Genomic DNA, 18965 nt, shown 5'->3' on the forward strand with positions numbered 1-18965 from the left:
TGCTATTTACAATTATATTTTAGATGGTACAATAAAGTTGTAACAGAACGACTTAAATATAACAGAAAGGTATTAGATATGAATATAGCTGCTTATTGTCGTGTCTCCACTGATAAAGCTGATCAGCTCAACAGTCTGGAAGCTCAAAAGCAATTTTTCTCTGAGTACACCCAGCGTACTGGTGACAACTTAGTTAGATTATATGCAGATGAGGGTATTTCAGGCACGAAAATAAAAAATCGAAAAGAATTTTTACGCATGATGGCTGATGCTGAACATGGACTATTTGATATGGTAGTAGTAAAGGACATCTCTCGCTTTGCCAGAAATACTGTAGACCTTCTGCAGAATGTCCGCAAACTGAAAGCATTAGGAATCGAGACACAGTTTTTGACGGCCAACATGACCAGCATGGGAAACAGTGAATTTGTTCTGACAATCTTCGGTGCATTGGCGCAGGAAGAAAGTGCCAATACTTCAAAGCGTGTGAAATTCGGCAAGAAAATGAATGCTGAAAAAGGACGAGTTCCGAATATTGTGTACGGATATGATAAAACCATTGGAGATTACTTTAATTTGGCAATCAACGAGGAAGAAGCAGCTGTTATCAGGCAGATTTATAAATGGTATATCGAAGAAGGATATGGTGCCGCCAAGATTGCAAACATGCTGAATGCGAAAGGCATCCGAACAAAGCGTAATTGTCAGTGGAGCCAGAATGCGACGTGCCGGATTTTAACGAATGAACTTTATACCGGAAAAATTATCAATGGAAAGCAGGAAGTAACTGACTTCCTGACCGGACAGAGAACGGAAAAAGATGAAACGGAGTGGATGGTAACAGAACGTCCGGAACTGCGGATTATTGAGCCGGAAATGTATGAAAAGGCACAGGAGATTTTGGAGTGCAGAAGCAAGACTTTTAAATTAACAAAGGAACGGCAGAGCAATAAGTATTTGTTTTCTACTCTGATTAAATGTAAGGAATGTGGCTGGTCATTTCGACGAACTGTTCGTACTTATAAGAATACTTATATTCGCTGGGTATGTTCCGGTCATAATGGACGTGGGGCGGATAGCTGCCCGAATGCTCAGACAGTGGACGAGGAAGAGTTGATTGAAGTTCTGTCCGAATACTTTTCCGAGCTGCTGAAAGCAAAGAAAAATGTAATTCGTCACGTAACAGGCGAATTCCAGAGGGTTTACAAAGCCAAGGATGAGAACCTGAATTACGAAAAGGAATTGAACGCACAGCTTCACAAGCTTCAAAAAATGCGTCAGAAATACATGGATATGTACACCGATGACCTCATTACACGTGAGGAACTGAATGAAAAAATCGGCGGCACAAAACAGGAAATCGAGCGTCTGGAGAATGAGTTGAAAATGGTTGCTTATCACCTGACAAAAGGTGAACAACTGGAAACAATCTTGAATCGCACGTTTAAAGAGATTGAAGATATTTCCGATGTTCACCAGATGACCAATGCACAGCTTAAACGGATTATCCAGAAAATTGAAGTAGACAAGGATGGTAACGTAGATATTTACTTACGAATCTTCGGTGATTTAGGCTTAGATGAAACCGTTCTAATTAGTGACAACCAAACATAAAGATGTGACAGAGCGTCTGGCGTCTATTCGTCCGTCTTTGGCAGAACGGACACGGGAGGTATTGGAGGTGAACAAGCAGGAACGACATATCCGGGGCGGACTGGCTACAAGGGAGAAGTACCTGCATCTTCATGAAAAATATCCAGAGCAGGATGGTGGTTAAATATGCAGCAGCCCCGATTCCGGGGCTGTAGTATCGTGCTGAGATATAGGGCAAGGGTTGAATCTGCTGGGAAGCTATTGTATAATTTGGGTAATTATTTGGTGAGTAAGAAGGAGAAAACAGAGATAAATCGGAGGTGCAGCATATGCGGCTGACAAAGGTACAGGATGCATTACAGAAAAAGAAAATTAAATATGAATATACAGAAGTAGATAATTGCGGAAGCCTGGATTTTTTATTCCGAGGCCTGAAATTTCATGTGTGGGAATATGAAGATAAGGTCTGGGGAGCAGAAACCAATGTTTTTGAAGCTGGCAGAAGTCAGGATATAGAAGGGGATTATGAAGAAGTGATTTTAAAAGAGATCCTCAGCTGGCCGGACATGCTGCCTGGAACATGATGTATGTGATGTGACATGCCAGGAAAAACGGCAGAGTCAATGCCGTATTTCTCCTTAACATGTGCGGTTTTTTCAAGGAAGTGTATAATTTGAAAATAATTAGAAAACAGAAAAAAGGAATCCGACGATTTGGATTGATTTTAATCTGCATGATAATGATAGGGTGTACAGGCTGTGGTAGCAGTGGAAAAAAAGAAGGACAGGCAGAAACAGCAGGGCCGTCAAAGCCTTCCGGTGTGCCAGAGACTGTACAGGAAATGACGGAAGAAGTCACTGTGGTAAGACCAAGTATAACTCCATCTTTAAGTCCTGAGCCAACAGCTGCCCCTGCATCTGTCACTGCGGTCAGTGCCACTCCAGAGATAAGCAGTATGACAGAAATCAGTACTACTCCTGTTGTAAGTATCACGCCTCCGCCGGAAATGAGTCCAGTGCCCACCATAACCCAGGCACCTACCATAACTCCGGCGAAGCGAAAGTCTGAGCAGTCTTCGGAAGAAGGCACTTTAAGCAGACCTGACCATCCGGATACGGTGACGAATGATAAGCTGATCTTTGTGGGAGATTCCAGGACAGAAGGGATCCGGGATGCAGTAGGGGATGACAGTGTCTGGTCCTGCCTTTCAGGAAAAGGATATGATTGGATGGTGCAGACTGGAGTACCGCAGATCGAAGATGAGATCGAGAAAAACACGGCCATTATTTTTTTGATGGGAGTAAATGACCCTTTCAATGTAAATAATTATATCAATTACATTAATGAAAAGGCCTACGAATGGGCGGCAATAGGAGCCCAGACATATTTTGTGTCTGTAGGACCGGTTGAGAAGGATCCCTATATAACCAATGCGCAGATTGAAAGCTTTAACACATCTATGGAGAATAATCTTTCCGGAGTGAAATACATTGATGTTTATACCCATCTTGTGGAAAATGGGTATGCTACTGTGGATGGTCTGCATTATCCGGCAAATGTATCCATAGAAATATACAATTACATTTTGGAAAATCTGGAGGAAGTAAGAAGCGGTATCTGGGGATAGAACAGGCAGGAAAATCAGTTTTTTGTGTCTGTAACAGGGATTTCTTTTTGGAAGCCTTTGGTATAATGCATTTCATAATCGTCTGTGATAAACACTGCCTGAACATTGTCCAGGGATTCTGCATAGGTAAGCCCATCTTCTAATCCAAGGGCAAAACAACTGGTACTTAAAGCATCGCCCATCACGGACTGATCACAGACAATAGTAACGGAAATCAAGCCGTTCTGGTATGGATAGCCTGTTTTAGGATTCAGGATATGATGGTAAGATTTGCCATTGTATTGGAAACAGCGTTCATAAATACCGGAAGATACTACAGACTTATTCGTGATATCCATAATGGCTTCTGTTTCATTGCGATCTGCAAAAGGCTTTTGGATGCCTATTTTGAAAGGAGTTCTGTCAGGCTTTTTTCCTATGCAAAGTACATTTCCGCCCAGGTTAATGATCCCGCTTTCTACACCTTGGGATACAAGATACTCTTTAATACGGTCAGCAATGTATCCCTTTGCTACAGCACCCAGATCAATCTGGATATCAGGAGAATCAAAGGTAATGATCCGATCCTGCAGATTTACATGCTGATAGCCACAGGAAGAAAGGGCAGTGTGAATGGCACTGTATTCAGGTGGAATCGGATTTTCAGCTGTAAAATTCCAAAGAGATGTAAGAGGTGCAATGGCAATGTCAAAGGCACCTTGGGTAGCTTCTGAATAGGAAAGGCCGATGGCAATCAGATCGGCAAGGGGCTGGGATATCTGGTAGGAATTTTCCATGCCATCCACATGTGAAAGCTTACGGTGATTCAATTGATAAAGCTCACTTGTTTCAAGTGTACGGCTGAATATTTTTTCGTATTTGTCACAAAGTGCCATGGAATGATCCAGAAGGGTCTGATCCTGTGAATCATAAATTGTAATGGTAACAACCGTGTTCAGCTTCAGGGAGGTTTCCTGAAGGGGCTGGGAGGTATCTTGGGAATTTTGCAGGGAACTGTCTGTATTTTTACATCCGGATAAAAAGACAGTGCACAACAGCAAAAGAATAATATAAGAAAAATGTCTGTTCATATAAAATCGTTTCTTTCCTGCAGGATATTTTGGTGTACCTTCCTGCATAAGGAAAGTATACCAGAAAAAGAAGGCCAGGCACAGCAGGAAATAAAATAAGTTTTAAGGGGAGATTACGATGGAAAAAGGAACTAATTGTGAGTATTGTGTAAACTATTCTTATGATGAGGATTATGAGTGCTATACATGTGAAGTGAATCTGGATGAAGATGAGATGGCACATTTTATTACAGGAAATTTCAGACAATGTCCTTATTTTAAAATGGGGGACGAATACCGGGTAGTGCGAAAACAGATGTAAAAGTATCCGGATAAGGTACAGAAGTAACGGGAGATGCAAAAAATTTTAATTAAGGTATTGACATATCTGGAAAAAGATGATATTGTTCTTTAGAACGCTGCCGAAGACAGTAGGTGCCGTATGGCATAAGGTTTAAAACGCCTACCGAGGAATAAGTATTCTTATAAGAGATTACTGGAACCTTACTGTCATGCAGTAAGGTTTTTATATTGCAGGAAAGCATGTGCTTTCTGGTAATAAAAACCCTCCGGGTAGAGTCTCATTGTGACGGCGGTATATCAAAATCTATAAGGAGGTGTACCATTTCATGGCAAAAGTAGAACTGAAACAACCAATCGTAAATGAAATTTCTGACAGCATTAAAGACGCACAGGCAGTAGTTCTGGTTAACTACAGTGGTCTTACTGTTGAGCAGGATACAGTTTTACGTAAAGAGTTAAGAGAGTCTGGTGTACAGTACAAGGTTTACAAGAACACTATGATGCATCGTGCATTTGAAGGTACTGCATGCGAGGATCTGATTCAGCATTTACATGGAACAAATGCTCTGGCTATCTCTGATACAGATGCAACTGCTCCTGCAAGAATTCTTGCAAAATATGCAAAACAGTATCCGGCTCTTGAGTTAGTAGCTGGTATTGTTGAAGGCAACTACAATGATCAGGCAGGAATTCAGGCACTGTCCCAGGTTCCTTCCAGAGACGAACTTCTTGGAAAACTTCTTGGAAGCATCCAGTCTCCGATCACAAACTTCGCTCGTGTGCTTAAGCAGATTGCAGAAGCAGGCGGAGAGAGCGCAGCACCTGCTGCAGAAGAAGCAGCTGAGGCTGAGGCACCGGCAGCAGAATAACCTGGCCGGTTATATCATGATCCCCTATAGAGGGAAAATTCATTATTAATAAAATTATAAAATGGAGGTAATTGAAATGGCAAAGTTAACAACTGAAGAATTTATTGCGGCAATCAAAGAATTATCCGTATTAGAGTTAAATGATTTAGTAAAAGCTTGTGAAGAAGAGTTCGGCGTATCCGCAGCAGCAGGTGTTGTTGTTGCAGCAGCAGGACAGGCAGAGGCAGCTGAGGAGAAAGATGAGTTTGACGTAGAGCTGACAGAAGTTGGCCCGAACAAAGTTAAAGTTATCAAAGTTGTTCGTGAAGTAACAGGTTTAGGCCTGAAAGAGGCTAAGGCTGTTGTTGATGGCGCTCCGAAAGCAGTTAAAGAGGGTGCTTCCAAAGCAGAGGCTGAGGATATCAAGGCTAAACTTGAGGCAGAAGGCGCTAAAGTTACTCTTAAATAATTTTTGCCTTTTATGCCCCCCGCAAATGCTTGCTTCGCAGGTGTTTGCGGGGGTTCTTTTTTTGCCTGCAAACAGGGAATAGACTGGGTAAAGCTGGAAATAATATAAAAAACGAAAAAAATGAGAAAATTGGTTGACAGCCTTTTTTCGTTGTGATATAGTGAAGAATGCTATATTATGGCATGATATGCCTACTCTGCCCTCGAAATCTGGTCAGAAACTCATATACAGATTTCTGATAGGAGGATAGGCAAAGAAGGCTTAGATTGTAATAAAAAATAAAAACAGGGGTGAAACGTCAATGGAAAAAAACAGAATTCGTTCTGTAAAAACTGGAAAAAGCATGCGAATGAGCTACCAGAGACAAAAAGAAGTCCTGGAAATGCCAAACCTGATTGAAGTCCAGAAAGATTCTTACCAGTGGTTTCTCGACGAAGGATTGAAGGAAGTCTTTGATGACATTTCTCCGATCGCAGATTACGGCGGAAAGCTCAGCCTTGAGTTCATCGATTTTACATTTGATGAGAAGGATGCGAAATATTCCATCGAACAGTGTAAAGAACGTGATGTGACTTATGCCGCACCTTTGAAGGTTCGAGTGAGACTGATTAACAAAGAAACAGAAGAAATCAACGAACACGAGATTTTCATGGGAGATTTACCGTTGATGACAGCTACAGGCACCTTTGTAATCAACGGAGCCGAGCGAGTTATCGTAAGCCAGTTAGTACGTTCCCCTGGAATCTATTATGCAATTGCTCACGATAAAGTTGGTAAAAGGCTGTTTTCATCAACCGTTATTCCTAACCGAGGCGCATGGCTGGAATATGAGACTGATTCCAACGATGTGTTCTATGTTCGTGTTGACAGGACCAGAAAGGTACCGATCACAGTCCTGATCCGTGCATTAGGTGTTGGTACAAATGCAGAGATTGTAGAACTGTTTGGTGAGGAGCCTAAGATCCTGGCCAGCTTTACAAAAGATACTTCCACCAATTACCAGGAAGGTCTGCTTGAATTATATAAGAAGATCCGTCCAGGTGAGCCTCTGGCAGTAGAGAGTGCAGAGAGCCTGATCGGGGCAATGTTCTTTGACCCGAGAAGATATGATCTGGCAAAGGTTGGACGTTATAAATTCAACAAAAAGCTTCATTTCAATAAGAGAATTGTAGGACATAAGCTGGCAGATGATGTGGTAGAAGAGTCTACCGGAGAGATCATTGCAGAAGCCGGTACTGTTGTTACAAGAGAACTGGCAGATGAGATCCAGAACGCAGCAGTTCCTTATGTGTGGATCCTTGGGGAAGAAGACCGCAGGATCAAAGTCCTTTCCAGCTTGATGGTGGATATCCGCCATTATCTGCCTGAGATTCAGGATCCAAAGGAAGAACTGGGTGTTACAGAGTTAGTATATTACCCTGTGCTTCAGAAAATCCTGGAAGAAAATGACACTCTTGAGGAAATAAAGGCAGCGATCCACAGGGATATCCATGATCTGATTCCAAAACATATCACAAGAGAAGATATTTTTGCTTCTATTAACTATAACATGCATCTTGAGTACGGTCTGGGTAATGATGATGATATCGATCATCTGGGCAACCGCCGTATCCGTGCAGTAGGCGAACTTCTTCAGAATCAGTACCGTATCGGTCTTTCCAGACTGGAGAGAGTGGTTCGTGAGAGAATGACCACGCAGGATACAGAGAGTATTTCTCCCCAGTCTCTGATCAACATCAAGCCTGTAACTGCAGCTGTTAAAGAATTCTTTGGATCTTCCCAGTTGTCCCAGTTTATGGATCAGAATAACCCTCTTGGTGAGTTGACTCATAAGAGACGTCTTTCTGCGTTGGGACCAGGCGGTCTGTCACGAGACAGAGCCGGATTTGAGGTGCGAGATGTACATTATTCCCATTACGGAAGAATGTGCCCTATCGAGACTCCAGAGGGTCCGAACATTGGTCTGATCAACTCCCTTGCATCTTATGCAAGGATCAATCAGTACGGCTTTGTTGAAGCTCCGTACCGTAAGATTGATAAGACAGATCCTAAGAATCCGCGGGTTACAGATGAAGTTGTTTATATGACCGCAGATGAAGAAGATAATTATCATGTGGCACAGGCGAATGAGGCTTTGGATGCGGATGGACATTTTGTTCGTAAGAATGTTTCAGGTCGTTTCCGTGAAGAAACTCAGGAGTATGAGCGCCAGATGTTTGACTATATGGATGTATCCCCGAAGATGGTATTTTCTGTGGCTACAGCCCTGATTCCGTTCCTTCAGAATGATGATGCCAACCGTGCGCTGATGGGATCCAACATGCAGCGTCAGGCCGTACCGCTTCTTACTACAGAAGCACCGGTTGTTGGTACTGGTATGGAGACCAAGACAGCTGTAGACTCCGGTGTATGTATTCTTGCTAAGAAAGCAGGTACTGTTCTTCGCTCTACATCTACAGATATTACAATTAAGAATGATGATGGAACAAAAGATGATTATCATCTTACAAAATTCCAGAGAAGTAACCAGAGCAACTGCTACAATCAGCGCCCAATCGTAAATCAGGGCGAGCACGTGGAGGCAGGTGATGTGATCGCTGATGGTCCATCCACATCCAATGGTGAGCTTGCTCTTGGTAAGAACCCGCTGATCGGATTTATGACCTGGGAAGGTTATAACTATGAGGATGCTGTTCTTTTAAGCGAAAAGCTTGTACAGAATGATGTTTATACATCTGTTCATATTGAGGAATACGAAGCAGAAGCACGTGATACCAAGTTAGGACCGGAAGAGATCACAAGAGATGTCCCTGGTGTTGGTGATGATGCTCTTAAAGATCTGGATGAGCGTGGTATCATCCGTATCGGAGCAGAAGTACGTGCTGGTGATATTCTGGTAGGTAAGGTAACTCCTAAGGGAGAAACTGAACTTACAGCAGAAGAGAGACTTCTCCGCGCCATCTTTGGTGAGAAGGCAAGAGAGGTTCGTGATACATCCCTTAAGGTGCCGCACGGTGAGTATGGTATCGTAGTGGATGCAAAGGTATTTACAAGAGAGAATGGCGATGAGCTGTCTCCAGGTGTTAATGAAGCTGTCCGTATTTATATTGCCCAGAAGAGAAAGATCTCTGTTGGTGATAAGATGGCCGGACGTCATGGTAACAAGGGTGTTGTTTCCAGGGTTCTTCCAGTGGAGGACATGCCATTCCTTCCTAACGGACGTCCTCTGGACATCGTGTTAAATCCTCTGGGTGTGCCTTCCCGTATGAATATCGGACAGGTCCTTGAGATTCACCTTAGCCTTGCTGCAAAGGCTCTTGGATTTAATATTGCAACACCGGTATTTGATGGCGCAAACGAGAATGATATCCAGGATACACTGGAACTTGCAAATGACTATGTAAATACAGAGGATTTTGAGGAGTTCCGTGAGAAATACAAAGATATACTTGCTCCGGATGTTATGCAGTATCTGGATGAGAATAAAGAGCACAGAGCTCTTTGGAAGGGTGTTCCTATTTCCAGAGATGGTAAGGTACAGCTTCGTGACGGACGTACAGGAGAACCGTTTGACGGTCCGACTACCATTGGCCACATGCATTATCTGAAGCTGCATCATCTGGTTGATGATAAGATCCATGCACGTTCTACTGGTCCATACTCCTTAGTTACACAGCAGCCGTTGGGTGGTAAAGCTCAGTTCGGTGGACAGCGTTTCGGAGAGATGGAGGTATGGGCACTGGAGGCATACGGCGCATCTTACACACTGCAGGAGATCCTTACAGTGAAGTCTGATGATGTTGTAGGCCGTGTGAAGACCTATGAAGCTATTATTAAGGGGGATAATATCCCTGAGCCGGGTATTCCGGAATCCTTCAAGGTACTTCTTAAAGAGCTTCAGTCCCTGGCACTGGATGTGCGGGTTCTTCGTGATGACCAAACTGAAGTGGAGATCATGGAGAGTGTAGATTACGGAGAAACAGATCTTCGTGCTGTTATTGAAGGAGATTCCCGGGGACATCGGGATCATGAATCATTTGCAAAACATGGCTACACCAAACAGGAATTCGACGGTGATGAGCTTGTTGATGTAGATGAGGACGAGGAAGAAGATTACGAAGAGTTAGAAGAAACCTTCGATAATGACGAAGAATAGAAAGGGGAAAGAATACATGGCAGAAGCAACTAATACCAATGAAACATATCAGCCAATGACTTTCGATGCCATTAAGATAGGACTGGCGTCCCCTGAGAAAATCAGAGAGTGGTCAAGAGGCGAGGTTTTAAAACCTGAGACCATCAACTATAGAACACTGAAGCCTGAAAAAGACGGACTTTTCTGCGAAAGGATTTTCGGACCCAGCAAAGACTGGGAGTGCCATTGCGGAAAATACAAGAAAATCCGTTATAAAGGTGTTGTGTGCGACCGTTGTGGTGTAGAAGTAACAAAAGCCTCTGTCCGCAGGGAGCGTATGGGACACATTGAACTGGCAGCGCCGGTTTCCCATATCTGGTATTTTAAAGGGATTCCGTCCCGCATGGGACTGATCCTGGATCTTTCACCAAGAACATTGGAGAAAGTTCTTTACTTTGCAAACTATATTGTACTGGATCCGGCTGAGTCCGGACTTCAGTACAAGCAAATCCTTACAGAGAGAGAGTATCAGGAAGCAAGGGAAAGCTATGGAAGTGGCTTCCGTGTAGGTATGGGTGCCGAGTCCATCAAAGAACTTCTTGAAGCTATTGATCTTGAGAAGGATTCTGCAGAATTAAAGGCTGAACTGGTGGATGCGACTGGTCAGAAGAGAGCACGTATCATCAAACGTCTGGAGGTTGTTGAGTCCTTCAGAGAGTCCGGCAACCGTCCGGAGTGGATGATCCTGACCGTGGTCCCGGTTATTCCGCCGGATCTTCGTCCTATGGTACAGCTGGACGGAGGACGATTTGCTACTTCCGACCTGAATGATCTGTACAGACGTATTATTAACCGTAACAACCGTCTGAAAAGACTGCTGGAGCTTGGCGCTCCGGATATTATCGTCCGCAATGAGAAGCGTATGCTCCAGGAAGCTGTAGATGCGCTGATCGATAACGGACGTAGAGGCCGTCCGGTAACAGGACCTGGCAACAGAGCCCTGAAATCTCTTTCCGATATGCTGAAAGGTAAATCCGGACGTTTCCGTCAGAACCTTCTTGGTAAACGTGTTGACTATTCCGGACGTTCCGTTATCGTTGTAGGACCGGAACTGAAGATTTATCAGTGTGGTCTGCCTAAGGAGATGGCAATCGAGTTGTTCAAGCCATTCGTAATGAAAGAACTTGTTGCCAACGGAACCTCCCATAACATTAAAAATGCTAAGAAGATGGTAGAGAAGCTTGAGCCGGCTGTTTGGGATGTGCTTGAGGACGTTATCAAAGAACATCCGGTTATGCTGAACCGCGCACCTACACTGCATCGTCTGGGTATCCAGGCGTTTGAGCCGATCCTTGTTGAAGGTAAGGCAATCAAGCTTCATCCGCTGGTTTGTACTGCATTTAATGCGGACTTCGATGGTGACCAGATGGCTGTCCATCTTCCGCTTTCCCAGGAAGCTCAGGCTGAGTGCCGTTTCCTGCTGCTTTCACCAAACAACCTTCTGAAACCGTCTGATGGAGGCCCTGTAGCAGTACCTTCTCAGGATATGGTTCTTGGTATTTACTATCTGACACAGGAAAGACCGGGAAGTATTGGTGAAGGTAAATTCTTCAAGAGCGTTAACGAAGCAATCCTTGCTTATGAGAATAAAGCAATCAAGCTGCAGACCAAGATCAGTGTACGCTGCAGCAAAGAAATGCCGGATGGTACAGTGATCAGCAGTAATGTAGAATCCACGTTAGGACGTTTCCTCTTTAATGAGATCCTTCCACAGGATCTGGGATTTGTTGATCGAAGCATTCCTGGCAATGAGCTTGTTCTTGAGGTAGACTTCCTTGTTGGTAAAAAGCAGCTGAAGCAGATTCTTGAAAAAGTTATCAATACACATGGAGCAACAAAAACAGCAGAGGTACTTGATTCCATTAAGGCTATGGGTTACAAGTTCTCTACACGAGCAGCCATGACAGTATCTATTTCAGATATGACTGTGCCGCCTCAGAAACCTGAGATGATCAAACAGGCTCAGGATACCGTGGATCTGATCACAAAGAACTATAAGCGTGGTTTGATCACAGAAGAAGAGCGTTACAAAGAAGTTGTAGACACCTGGAAGAAGACAGATGATGAGCTGACTCATGCACTGCTGACAGGACTTGATAAATACAACAATATCTTCATGATGGCTGACTCCGGAGCCCGTGGTTCCGATAAACAGATCAAACAGCTTGCCGGCATGCGAGGCCTGATGGCAGATACAACCGGTCATACTATCGAGCTTCCTATCAAGTCCAACTTCCGTGAAGGTCTTGACGTACTGGAGTACTTCATGTCTGCACATGGAGCACGTAAAGGTCTGTCTGATACAGCCCTCCGTACCGCCGATTCCGGATACCTGACCAGACGTCTGGTAGATGTTTCACAGGATCTGATCGTTCGTGAGATGGACTGCTGCGAGAATCGATCAGAGATTTCCGGTATGTATGTGAAAGGCTTTATGGATGGCAAAGAAGAGATCGAAAGCCTTCAGGATCGTATCACAGGACGTTTTTCCTGCGAGACGATTAAGAATAAAGACGGTGAGGTTCTGGTTAAAGCGAACCATATGATCACACCGAGACGTGCGGCACGTATCATGAAGGAAGGCGTGGATAATATTACCGGCGGAGCTGTTGAGCAGGTTAAGATCCGTACTATCCTTACATGTAAATGTAAAGTTGGTGTATGTGCCAAGTGTTATGGTGCCAACATGGCTACAGGCGAGCCTGTACAGGTTGGTGAGTCTATTGGTATTATTGCTGCTCAGTCCATTGGTGAGCCTGGTACACAGCTTACCATGCGTACATTCCATACCGGTGGTGTTGCCGGTGGTGATATCACACAGGGTCTTCCTCGTGTGGAGGAGCTTTTTGAGGCGAGAAAGCCAAAGGGTCTTGCTGTTATCACTGAGATCAAGGGTATTGCCACTATTAATGATACCAAGAAGAAACGAGAGATTATCGTAACAGATCCGGAGAACGGTGATTCCAAAACTTATCTGATTCCATATGGATCACGCATCAAGATCGTGGACGGACAGGTTATGGAGGCCGGTGATGAACTTACAGAAGGTAGCGTGAATCCACATGATATCCTTCGTATCAAGGGTGTTCGTGCTGTTCAGGATTATATGCTTCGTGAGGTTCAGCGTGTATATCGTCTCCAGGGTGTTGAGATCAACGATAAGCATATTGAGGTTATTGTTCATCAGATGCTGAAGAAAATCCGTATCGAAGATAATGGTGACAGTGAATTCCTGCCAGGTACATTGGTTGACTATTTGGAATACGAAGAAGTCAATGAGAAGCTGGAGGCAGAAGGACTTCGTCCGGCTACCGGAAAGCAGGGCATGCTTGGTATTACCAAGGCTTCTCTTGCTACAGATTCCTTCCTGTCAGCTGCATCCTTCCAGGAGACCACCAAAGTTCTTACTGAGGCTGCCATCAAAGGTAAGGTTGACCATTTGATCGGTCTTAAAGAGAACGTAATCATCGGTAAGCTGATTCCTGCCGGAACCGGTATGAAGTGCTATAGTGATGTAGAACTTGATACAGGCATGCCAGAGGAAACAGAAGAGGATTTTGCCATTGATGAGGATGAGGATGATCTTCCGATTCTAGATGACATGGAAGAAGTTGAGATCGACGACGAGCCGGAGGATGCTTCTGAGGATCTGGGGGAAGATGAAATTCCTGAAGAGGATACAGAAGAATAAATTTCAGCAAAGAGTGAAATCCATAAGATAACTAAAGGCTGCGGTTCGGAGCAAATCCGGACTGTGGCCTTTTCGTATCTGTACGCTGACTGCAGCTTTTAATAGGAAAATACAGGGAATGCTATCTTTTGTGATGTAATTCTAGTATAATACTGTAAAGAAAAAGATTCGGAAAGGAGGAAATCCATGGATAAGGAATTGCCAGCTTCTGTATGGCCAGAATGGAAGATTATCGAAAAAATCGGGGAAGGATCCTTCGGCAGAGTTTACAAAGCAGAAAGAACAGAACAGGGAAGGCCTTTTTATTCTGCAATCAAGATCATTACTATACCTGGAAGCCCAGATGAACTGAACAGTATCCGGGAAGAAATATCCGGCGATGATTCAGTACGGGAATACTTTCAGAATCTTGTGGATGAATGTATTCAAGAAGTAAGCACCATGGAATGTTTCAGGGGGAATTCCCATATTGTTTCCGTTGAAGATTATAAAGTTGTGGAATATCTTGATGAGATCGGCTGGGATATTTATATTAGAATGGAATATCTGATCAGCTTCACTGAGTATTGTGCAGGTAAGGCTCTTACCCAGAATGAAGTATTGAAGCTGGGGTGCGATCTGGCAAAGGCTTTACATTACTGCAGGCAGTTGAATATTATACATCGGGATATTAAGCCAGAGAATATATTTGTATCGTATTTTGGCGATTTTAAGCTGGGTGATTTTGGTATTGCCAGGGAGCTGGAGCGTTCTATGAGCAACATGTCCAAGAAGGGTACCTATTCCTACATGGCTCCTGAGATGTACAGAGGCGAGCCGTATGACCGGCGAGTAGATATTTATTCTTTGGGAATTGTACTGTATAAGCTGATGAATGATGGCAGACTGCCATTTCTAAGCAGGGAGAAGCAGCTGATCACGTACAGGGACAAAGAAAATGCCCTGGCGAAGCGGATGTCAGGAGAAGAATTGATTCCGCCAGTTCATGCTGACCAGGCTTTTTCCGCTATTATTCTGAAGGCCTGTGCATATCGCCCGGAAGAACGGTATCAGACACCTGAGGAGTTTTATCATGCAATGGATGATCTGCTGCATGGACGTATGGAGACAGATTTGGAAAAGAAACCAAAAGAAAAGCCGGCAGTGGAAAGCGAACGGTCCAAGCCTGTGAAAAAGCATTCTAAACTATTTGATAAGATCAAATCAGGGCCAGACGAAGTGAAACGAAGACCCGCTTTGTGGAGTGTACTGGCTACCGGGATTGCACTGGCAGCTTGTATAATAACGATTTTATATGTAAGAAGCATGCTTGAAGAGAATCTTCCTTTACGCAAATCCAACCAGGTAGTAAGCATCCTGGAGGAAAACGATACACATACAGCGCAGGTTGATGATTTTTCCACTGCTATTGAGACTATAAAACAGCAGGCTTCCGAAATCGTCAATGAGCTTCCGGACTGCCAGGAAGTAGGGAAAAAAGGTGAAAGATTAAGATATTATGATCAGAATAACAAGCTGGTAAAGACTTTGATCTATCCAGAGATGTCTGATGATGGTGTTTATGAAGAATATTATTACTGGGATGAACGTCTGTTTTTTGCATATATTTGGACAGATAGCAAGCAGGAATTATACTATTATGACAGAAGAGGCAAGCTGATTCGCTGGATTGATGCTGATGGGATCGTTCATGACAAAGAAACCGACAGTACAGAGTACAATAAGCGGGGAGAAAAATACTGGAAAAATTCTCTGGAGCAGTTTGACGAATAGAATAAAAGAAGGATTGTAACTGTTCAGTACCCTTACAGTTACGAAGGACTATAGAATGAATTACGATATTGAGTATGCTTATGCTTGTCACAGGGGAAAGGTACGCAGCAATAATGAGGACAATTTCTGGTGCTGTGGGCACATGCTTCCTGAAATAAATGATGGATCCGGAGAAATATCCGAAGAAAGGTGTTCCAGCCGGACATTTCCTGTACTGGCTCTTTTTGATGGCATGGGTGGTGAAAGCTGCGGAGAAGTAGCAGCAAAGCTGGCAGCAGAAAGGCTGGGCAGTTACTATCAAAGGAACAGAGCAAAGCTGAAACATCGGGCAGAAGAGTTTGTACAGGAAGCATGCAGGGAAATGAACCGGGCTGTGTGCAGTTATGCTGCAAAGAACCGTATCAGTACGATGGGAACAACTTTGGCAATGGCTGTTTTTGCCGGACAGAAGCTGTATATGTGTAATGTAGGTGACAGCCGGATCTATCAGGAAAGAAATGGAGCCTTTTTCAGGATGTCTACCGACCATGTTCAGGGGAACGGGCTTTTCGGAAAAGCTCCTCTTACTCAGTATCTTGGGATTCCTGAGGACCATATGGTGATCCAGCCTTCTGTGGCAGAGATTGATTGTCAGCCGGATACCAGGATCATGCTGTGCTCGGACGGAATCTCGGATATGCTTACAGAAGTGGAGATCCAGGCAATCCTGAACAGGAAAAAGAATGCATCAGATACAGTCCATGATCTGATGAAGCTTGCACTTGAAAAGGGCGGCAGAGATAATGCAACTGTGATTCTCTGTCAGGTTCATGAAAGAAAGGCAAAAGAACCCATAAGGGAAAGATTAAAGAAAGTATTGCGGCTGTAGGGAAATGTCAGGGAGCATTTAAATAAAGAAGGTGTTTGATCATGAATAATCGGATGAAGGATTTGGATTTTGAACAGACCGTTGTATTTGATACAGTTAAGGATTTTGAATTTACAAGGAAGGCAGCCCAGAGGTTTCGTCAGGTGGTTGAATTGGATAGTTTTGAAGAAAAGGATACGGAGGTAATCTTTCATTATCTTTATAAAGAGATGGAATTGGTATCCTTTGGAGATCATCTGAAAAGATATATTTATGAGCGGGCAGGGCTGGAAGAGCCTTTTGCACAGGTTCCACAGGAGGTTTACAGGGAGATTGCATTAGAATCATTTAAAGAAACCTGTACACCTAAGTCAATGAACCCCACATCAACAAAGCTGCCGGCTCTTATAAATAACTGGCTGACACAGGCATCTGTGAAACGTGATACTGTATTCCTTTTAGGATTCGGCCTGCGGATGAGTGCAGGAGATGTGTCGGATTTCCTTACCCGTGTGCTGCGGGAGCAGGATTTTGATTTTTCAAATCCGGAAGAGGTGATCTACTGGTATTGCTATACTCATCATTACCTGTATGCAAAGGCACAGGAATATAAAGAAAAATACAAAGAACTGGTGCCGGCTGCAATACAAAATGATACAGCTGCTTGTGGGGGCGGCCTGATGATCGATACAGAGGAAAAACTGATGGAATATCTGGCAGGACTGAAAGCTGGCTGGGTAGACCCCAGATCTGAGAAGAGTCAGGCATTTCAGGAATTTATGAGACTCCTGGAACAGGCAAAGCAGGTCATTGCTGATCTGTATCAGAAGGATGAAGATGAAAAAGGCAGGCACAGAAGATGGACAGCAGAGAATATTACACCTTCAGATCTGGAAAAGGTGATCTGTAATGGGATTCCTATCAACAAAATGGGGAATCTGAAAAAAATGTCTGCTTCCATTTTGGCAAAGCATTTCAGCCAAAAGCGTTTCAGCAGGCAGAGGATCACAAACATCCTGAATCACAAATTTCCGGTAGAAAGATTTGATCTTCTAACTTTGGAGTTTTTCATAATTTCTCAGAAAATGCAAGATGAAGATCCTTATAAGCGCTATCATCATTTTATTGAAGAAGGTCAGAAGCTTCTGGAAAAATGCGGTATGAGTGATATATACATAGTCAATCCTTATGAATGTTTTCTTTTGATGTGTATGCTGACAGACTGTCCTCTGGCAGTGTTCTCTGAGATATGGGAGAAATCCTACGAGGGGACAGAGGAGAATAGTATGGGGGCATTATCGTGAAAATAAAAAGGTTGAAAATAAAAACAAGAAAACATGTGAGGTGCCTGTAAAAAACAAGAAAAAACATGTAAAATGCCTTGACAGTCTAATCTTTACAGGATATAATCAAAAAGCGTGCGAAATAAAGCATATTTTTTTTGCATGTCAAAAGATAATAGCAACCGCAAGGCCCCATGTTAAGCATGGAGAAATAAATCGGGAGGTGAAATGGAATGCCAACATTCAACCAGTTAGTAAGAAAAGGTCGTCAGACCACTGTAAAGAAATCTACAGCACCGGCTCTGCAGAAGACATTCAACTCTTTAAGAAAGAAAGCAGTTGAGCAGTCTGCACCGCAGAAACGTGGCGTTTGTACAGCTGTTAAGACAGCTACTCCTAAGAAGCCTAACTCAGCTCTTAGAAAGATCGCCAGAGTTCGTCTTTCCAACGGTATCGAAGTAACAAGCTATATTCCAGGAGAGGGACATAACCTTCAGGAGCATAGTGTTGTACTGATCCGTGGTGGAAGGGTTAAGGACTTACCTGGTACCAGATACCATATCATCAGAGGTACACTGGATACAGCAGGTGTCGCTAACAGAAAACAGGCTCGTTCCAAATACGGAGCTAAGAGACCTAAGGTTAAAAAATAATTCATCCGTATAATTGCGGAAACTATAGATATTTGTACGGTATTCCATATACCCTGTCGGTTGCGGGTTAAATATAGGACCATTACCAGTGCGAACATGCAATAGTTTACTGCGTGAGTACCGATGAGATAATCTATTGATTAAGGAGGGAAGTAACGTGCCACGTAAAGGACATACTCAGAAAAGAGACGTTCTGGCTGATCCGGTATACAATAACAAAGTGGTAACAAAGCTTATCAATAACATTATGTTAGATGGTAAGAAAGGTGTTGCTCAGAAGATCGTATACGGTGCATTCACCAGAATCGAAGAAAAAGCTGGCAAACCAGCAATTGAAGTATTTGAGGAGGCTATGAACAATATCATGCCCCTTCTGGAAGTAAAAGCAAGACGTATCGGTGGTGCTACTTATCAGGTGCCGATCGAGGTAAGAGCTGACAGACGTCAGGCTCTGGCTCTTCGCTGGCTGACCACATATTCCCGCAAGAGAGGCGAGAAGACAATGGAGGAAAGACTGGCTAACGAGCTTTTAGATGCAATGAACAACACAGGCGCATCTGTTAAGAAGAAAGAAGACATGCACAAGATGGCTGAGGCAAATAAAGCATTTGCTCACTATCGCTTCTAATCGAGG

14 protein-coding genes, 1 pseudogene and 1 other annotated feature are annotated in these 18965 nt (G+C 43.6%); of the genes and pseudogenes, 14 read left to right on the forward strand and 1 reads right to left on the reverse strand.

Features of this window, described 5'->3' with window-relative positions; all coding sequences use genetic code 11:
* Positions 1-78: 78 nt before the first annotated feature.
* From AB5916_RS04705 to AB5916_RS04720, 4 genes and pseudogenes are all read left to right on the forward strand, one after another.
* On the forward strand, positions 79-1614 hold the full coding sequence (locus AB5916_RS04705; RefSeq protein ID WP_117593509.1) for a recombinase family protein: 1536 nt from the start codon (positions 79-81) through the stop codon (positions 1612-1614).
* Positions 1601-1777: pseudogene (locus AB5916_RS04710) on the forward strand (sporulation transcriptional regulator SpoIIID); the annotation flags it as partial. The gene AB5916_RS04705 and the pseudogene AB5916_RS04710, both read left to right, overlap by 14 nt.
* A gap of 145 nt (positions 1778-1922) precedes the next feature.
* Positions 1923-2177 carry a kinase gene (locus tag AB5916_RS04715; RefSeq protein ID WP_368189480.1) on the forward strand — a complete coding sequence of 85 codons (255 nt, stop codon included), beginning with the start codon at positions 1923-1925 and terminating at the stop codon, positions 2175-2177.
* A 149-nt stretch (positions 2178-2326) separates the two neighbouring features.
* A complete protein-coding gene (locus AB5916_RS04720; protein WP_368189483.1) occupies positions 2327-3220 on the forward strand; it encodes a hypothetical protein in 894 nt (297 codons plus the stop codon).
* A gap of 14 nt (positions 3221-3234) precedes the next feature.
* Here the strand turns inward: AB5916_RS04720 and AB5916_RS04725 are convergent, their stop codons facing one another.
* A complete protein-coding gene (locus AB5916_RS04725) occupies positions 3235-4290 on the reverse strand; it encodes an FAD:protein FMN transferase (RefSeq protein WP_368189485.1) in 1056 nt (351 codons plus the stop codon).
* A gap of 118 nt (positions 4291-4408) precedes the next feature.
* Here AB5916_RS04725 and AB5916_RS04730 point away from each other — a divergent pair, with 118 nt between their 5' ends.
* From AB5916_RS04730 to rpsG, 10 genes are all read left to right on the forward strand, one after another.
* Positions 4409-4591 carry a DUF6472 family protein gene (locus tag AB5916_RS04730; RefSeq protein WP_158421680.1) on the forward strand — a complete coding sequence of 61 codons (183 nt, stop codon included), beginning with the start codon at positions 4409-4411 and terminating at the stop codon, positions 4589-4591.
* Between the two features lie 82 nt (positions 4592-4673).
* Positions 4674-4808: a sequence feature (ribosomal protein L10 leader region), on the forward strand.
* A gap of 90 nt (positions 4809-4898) precedes the next feature.
* Positions 4899-5441, forward strand: a complete 543-nt coding sequence (rplJ, locus tag AB5916_RS04735; protein ID WP_294529641.1) for a 50S ribosomal protein L10 — start codon at positions 4899-4901, stop codon at positions 5439-5441.
* A 76-nt stretch (positions 5442-5517) separates the two neighbouring features.
* Positions 5518-5889, forward strand: coding sequence for a 50S ribosomal protein L7/L12 (gene rplL, locus AB5916_RS04740; RefSeq protein WP_158421682.1), 372 nt, complete (start codon positions 5518-5520; stop codon positions 5887-5889).
* Between the two features lie 301 nt (positions 5890-6190).
* Entirely contained in the window at positions 6191-10045 is a 3855-nt protein-coding gene (locus AB5916_RS04745) for a DNA-directed RNA polymerase subunit beta (protein WP_173727495.1), read from the forward strand.
* 16 nt (positions 10046-10061) lie between these two features.
* Positions 10062-13775 (forward strand): DNA-directed RNA polymerase subunit beta', encoded by a 3714-nt coding sequence (gene rpoC / locus AB5916_RS04750; RefSeq protein ID WP_158421484.1) that lies wholly within the window; start codon positions 10062-10064, stop codon positions 13773-13775.
* Positions 13776-13961: 186 nt separating this feature from the next.
* Positions 13962-15548 (forward strand): serine/threonine protein kinase, encoded by a 1587-nt coding sequence (locus AB5916_RS04755; protein ID WP_368189487.1) that lies wholly within the window; start codon positions 13962-13964, stop codon positions 15546-15548.
* Positions 15549-15603: 55 nt separating this feature from the next.
* Positions 15604-16416 carry a PP2C family serine/threonine-protein phosphatase gene (locus AB5916_RS04760; protein ID WP_368189490.1) on the forward strand — a complete coding sequence of 271 codons (813 nt, stop codon included), beginning with the start codon at positions 15604-15606 and terminating at the stop codon, positions 16414-16416.
* Between the two features lie 41 nt (positions 16417-16457).
* The gene (locus AB5916_RS04765; RefSeq protein ID WP_368189491.1) at positions 16458-17699 is read left to right on the forward strand and encodes a hypothetical protein; all 1242 of its coding nucleotides are present in this window, start codon (positions 16458-16460) and stop codon (positions 17697-17699) included.
* 212 nt (positions 17700-17911) lie between these two features.
* On the forward strand, positions 17912-18331 hold the full coding sequence (gene rpsL, locus AB5916_RS04770) for a 30S ribosomal protein S12 (protein WP_158421488.1): 420 nt from the start codon (positions 17912-17914) through the stop codon (positions 18329-18331).
* Positions 18332-18488: 157 nt separating this feature from the next.
* On the forward strand, positions 18489-18959 hold the full coding sequence (gene rpsG / locus AB5916_RS04775; RefSeq protein WP_173727505.1) for a 30S ribosomal protein S7: 471 nt from the start codon (positions 18489-18491) through the stop codon (positions 18957-18959).
* Positions 18960-18965: the final 6 nt, after the last annotated feature.

The sequence above is a fragment of the Blautia sp. 1033sp1_1033st1_G9_1033SCRN_220408 genome, from assembly GCF_040929965.1.
Lineage (GTDB): Bacteria > Bacillota > Clostridia > Lachnospirales > Lachnospiraceae > Blautia_A > Blautia_A ammoniilytica.

What these genes read in the sequence shown, in the direction of transcription:
- AB5916_RS04705 (WP_117593509.1), top strand. Translation starts at nt 79, where the DNA reads ATGAATATAGCTGCTTATTGTCGTGTCTCCACTGATAAAGCTGATCAG.
- AB5916_RS04715 (WP_368189480.1), top strand. Translation starts at nt 1,923, where the DNA reads ATGCGGCTGACAAAGGTACAGGATGCATTACAGAAAAAGAAAATTAAA.
- AB5916_RS04720 (WP_368189483.1), top strand. Translation starts at nt 2,327, where the DNA reads ATGATAATGATAGGGTGTACAGGCTGTGGTAGCAGTGGAAAAAAAGAA.
- AB5916_RS04725 (WP_368189485.1), bottom strand. Translation starts at nt 4,290, where the DNA reads ATGAACAGACATTTTTCTTATATTATTCTTTTGCTGTTGTGCACTGTC.
- AB5916_RS04730 (WP_158421680.1), top strand. Translation starts at nt 4,409, where the DNA reads ATGGAAAAAGGAACTAATTGTGAGTATTGTGTAAACTATTCTTATGAT.
- rplJ (WP_294529641.1), top strand. Translation starts at nt 4,899, where the DNA reads ATGGCAAAAGTAGAACTGAAACAACCAATCGTAAATGAAATTTCTGAC.
- rplL (WP_158421682.1), top strand. Translation starts at nt 5,518, where the DNA reads ATGGCAAAGTTAACAACTGAAGAATTTATTGCGGCAATCAAAGAATTA.
- AB5916_RS04745 (WP_173727495.1), top strand. Translation starts at nt 6,191, where the DNA reads ATGGAAAAAAACAGAATTCGTTCTGTAAAAACTGGAAAAAGCATGCGA.
- rpoC (WP_158421484.1), top strand. Translation starts at nt 10,062, where the DNA reads ATGGCAGAAGCAACTAATACCAATGAAACATATCAGCCAATGACTTTC.
- AB5916_RS04755 (WP_368189487.1), top strand. Translation starts at nt 13,962, where the DNA reads ATGGATAAGGAATTGCCAGCTTCTGTATGGCCAGAATGGAAGATTATC.
- AB5916_RS04760 (WP_368189490.1), top strand. Translation starts at nt 15,604, where the DNA reads ATGAATTACGATATTGAGTATGCTTATGCTTGTCACAGGGGAAAGGTA.
- AB5916_RS04765 (WP_368189491.1), top strand. Translation starts at nt 16,458, where the DNA reads ATGAATAATCGGATGAAGGATTTGGATTTTGAACAGACCGTTGTATTT.
- rpsL (WP_158421488.1), top strand. Translation starts at nt 17,912, where the DNA reads ATGCCAACATTCAACCAGTTAGTAAGAAAAGGTCGTCAGACCACTGTA.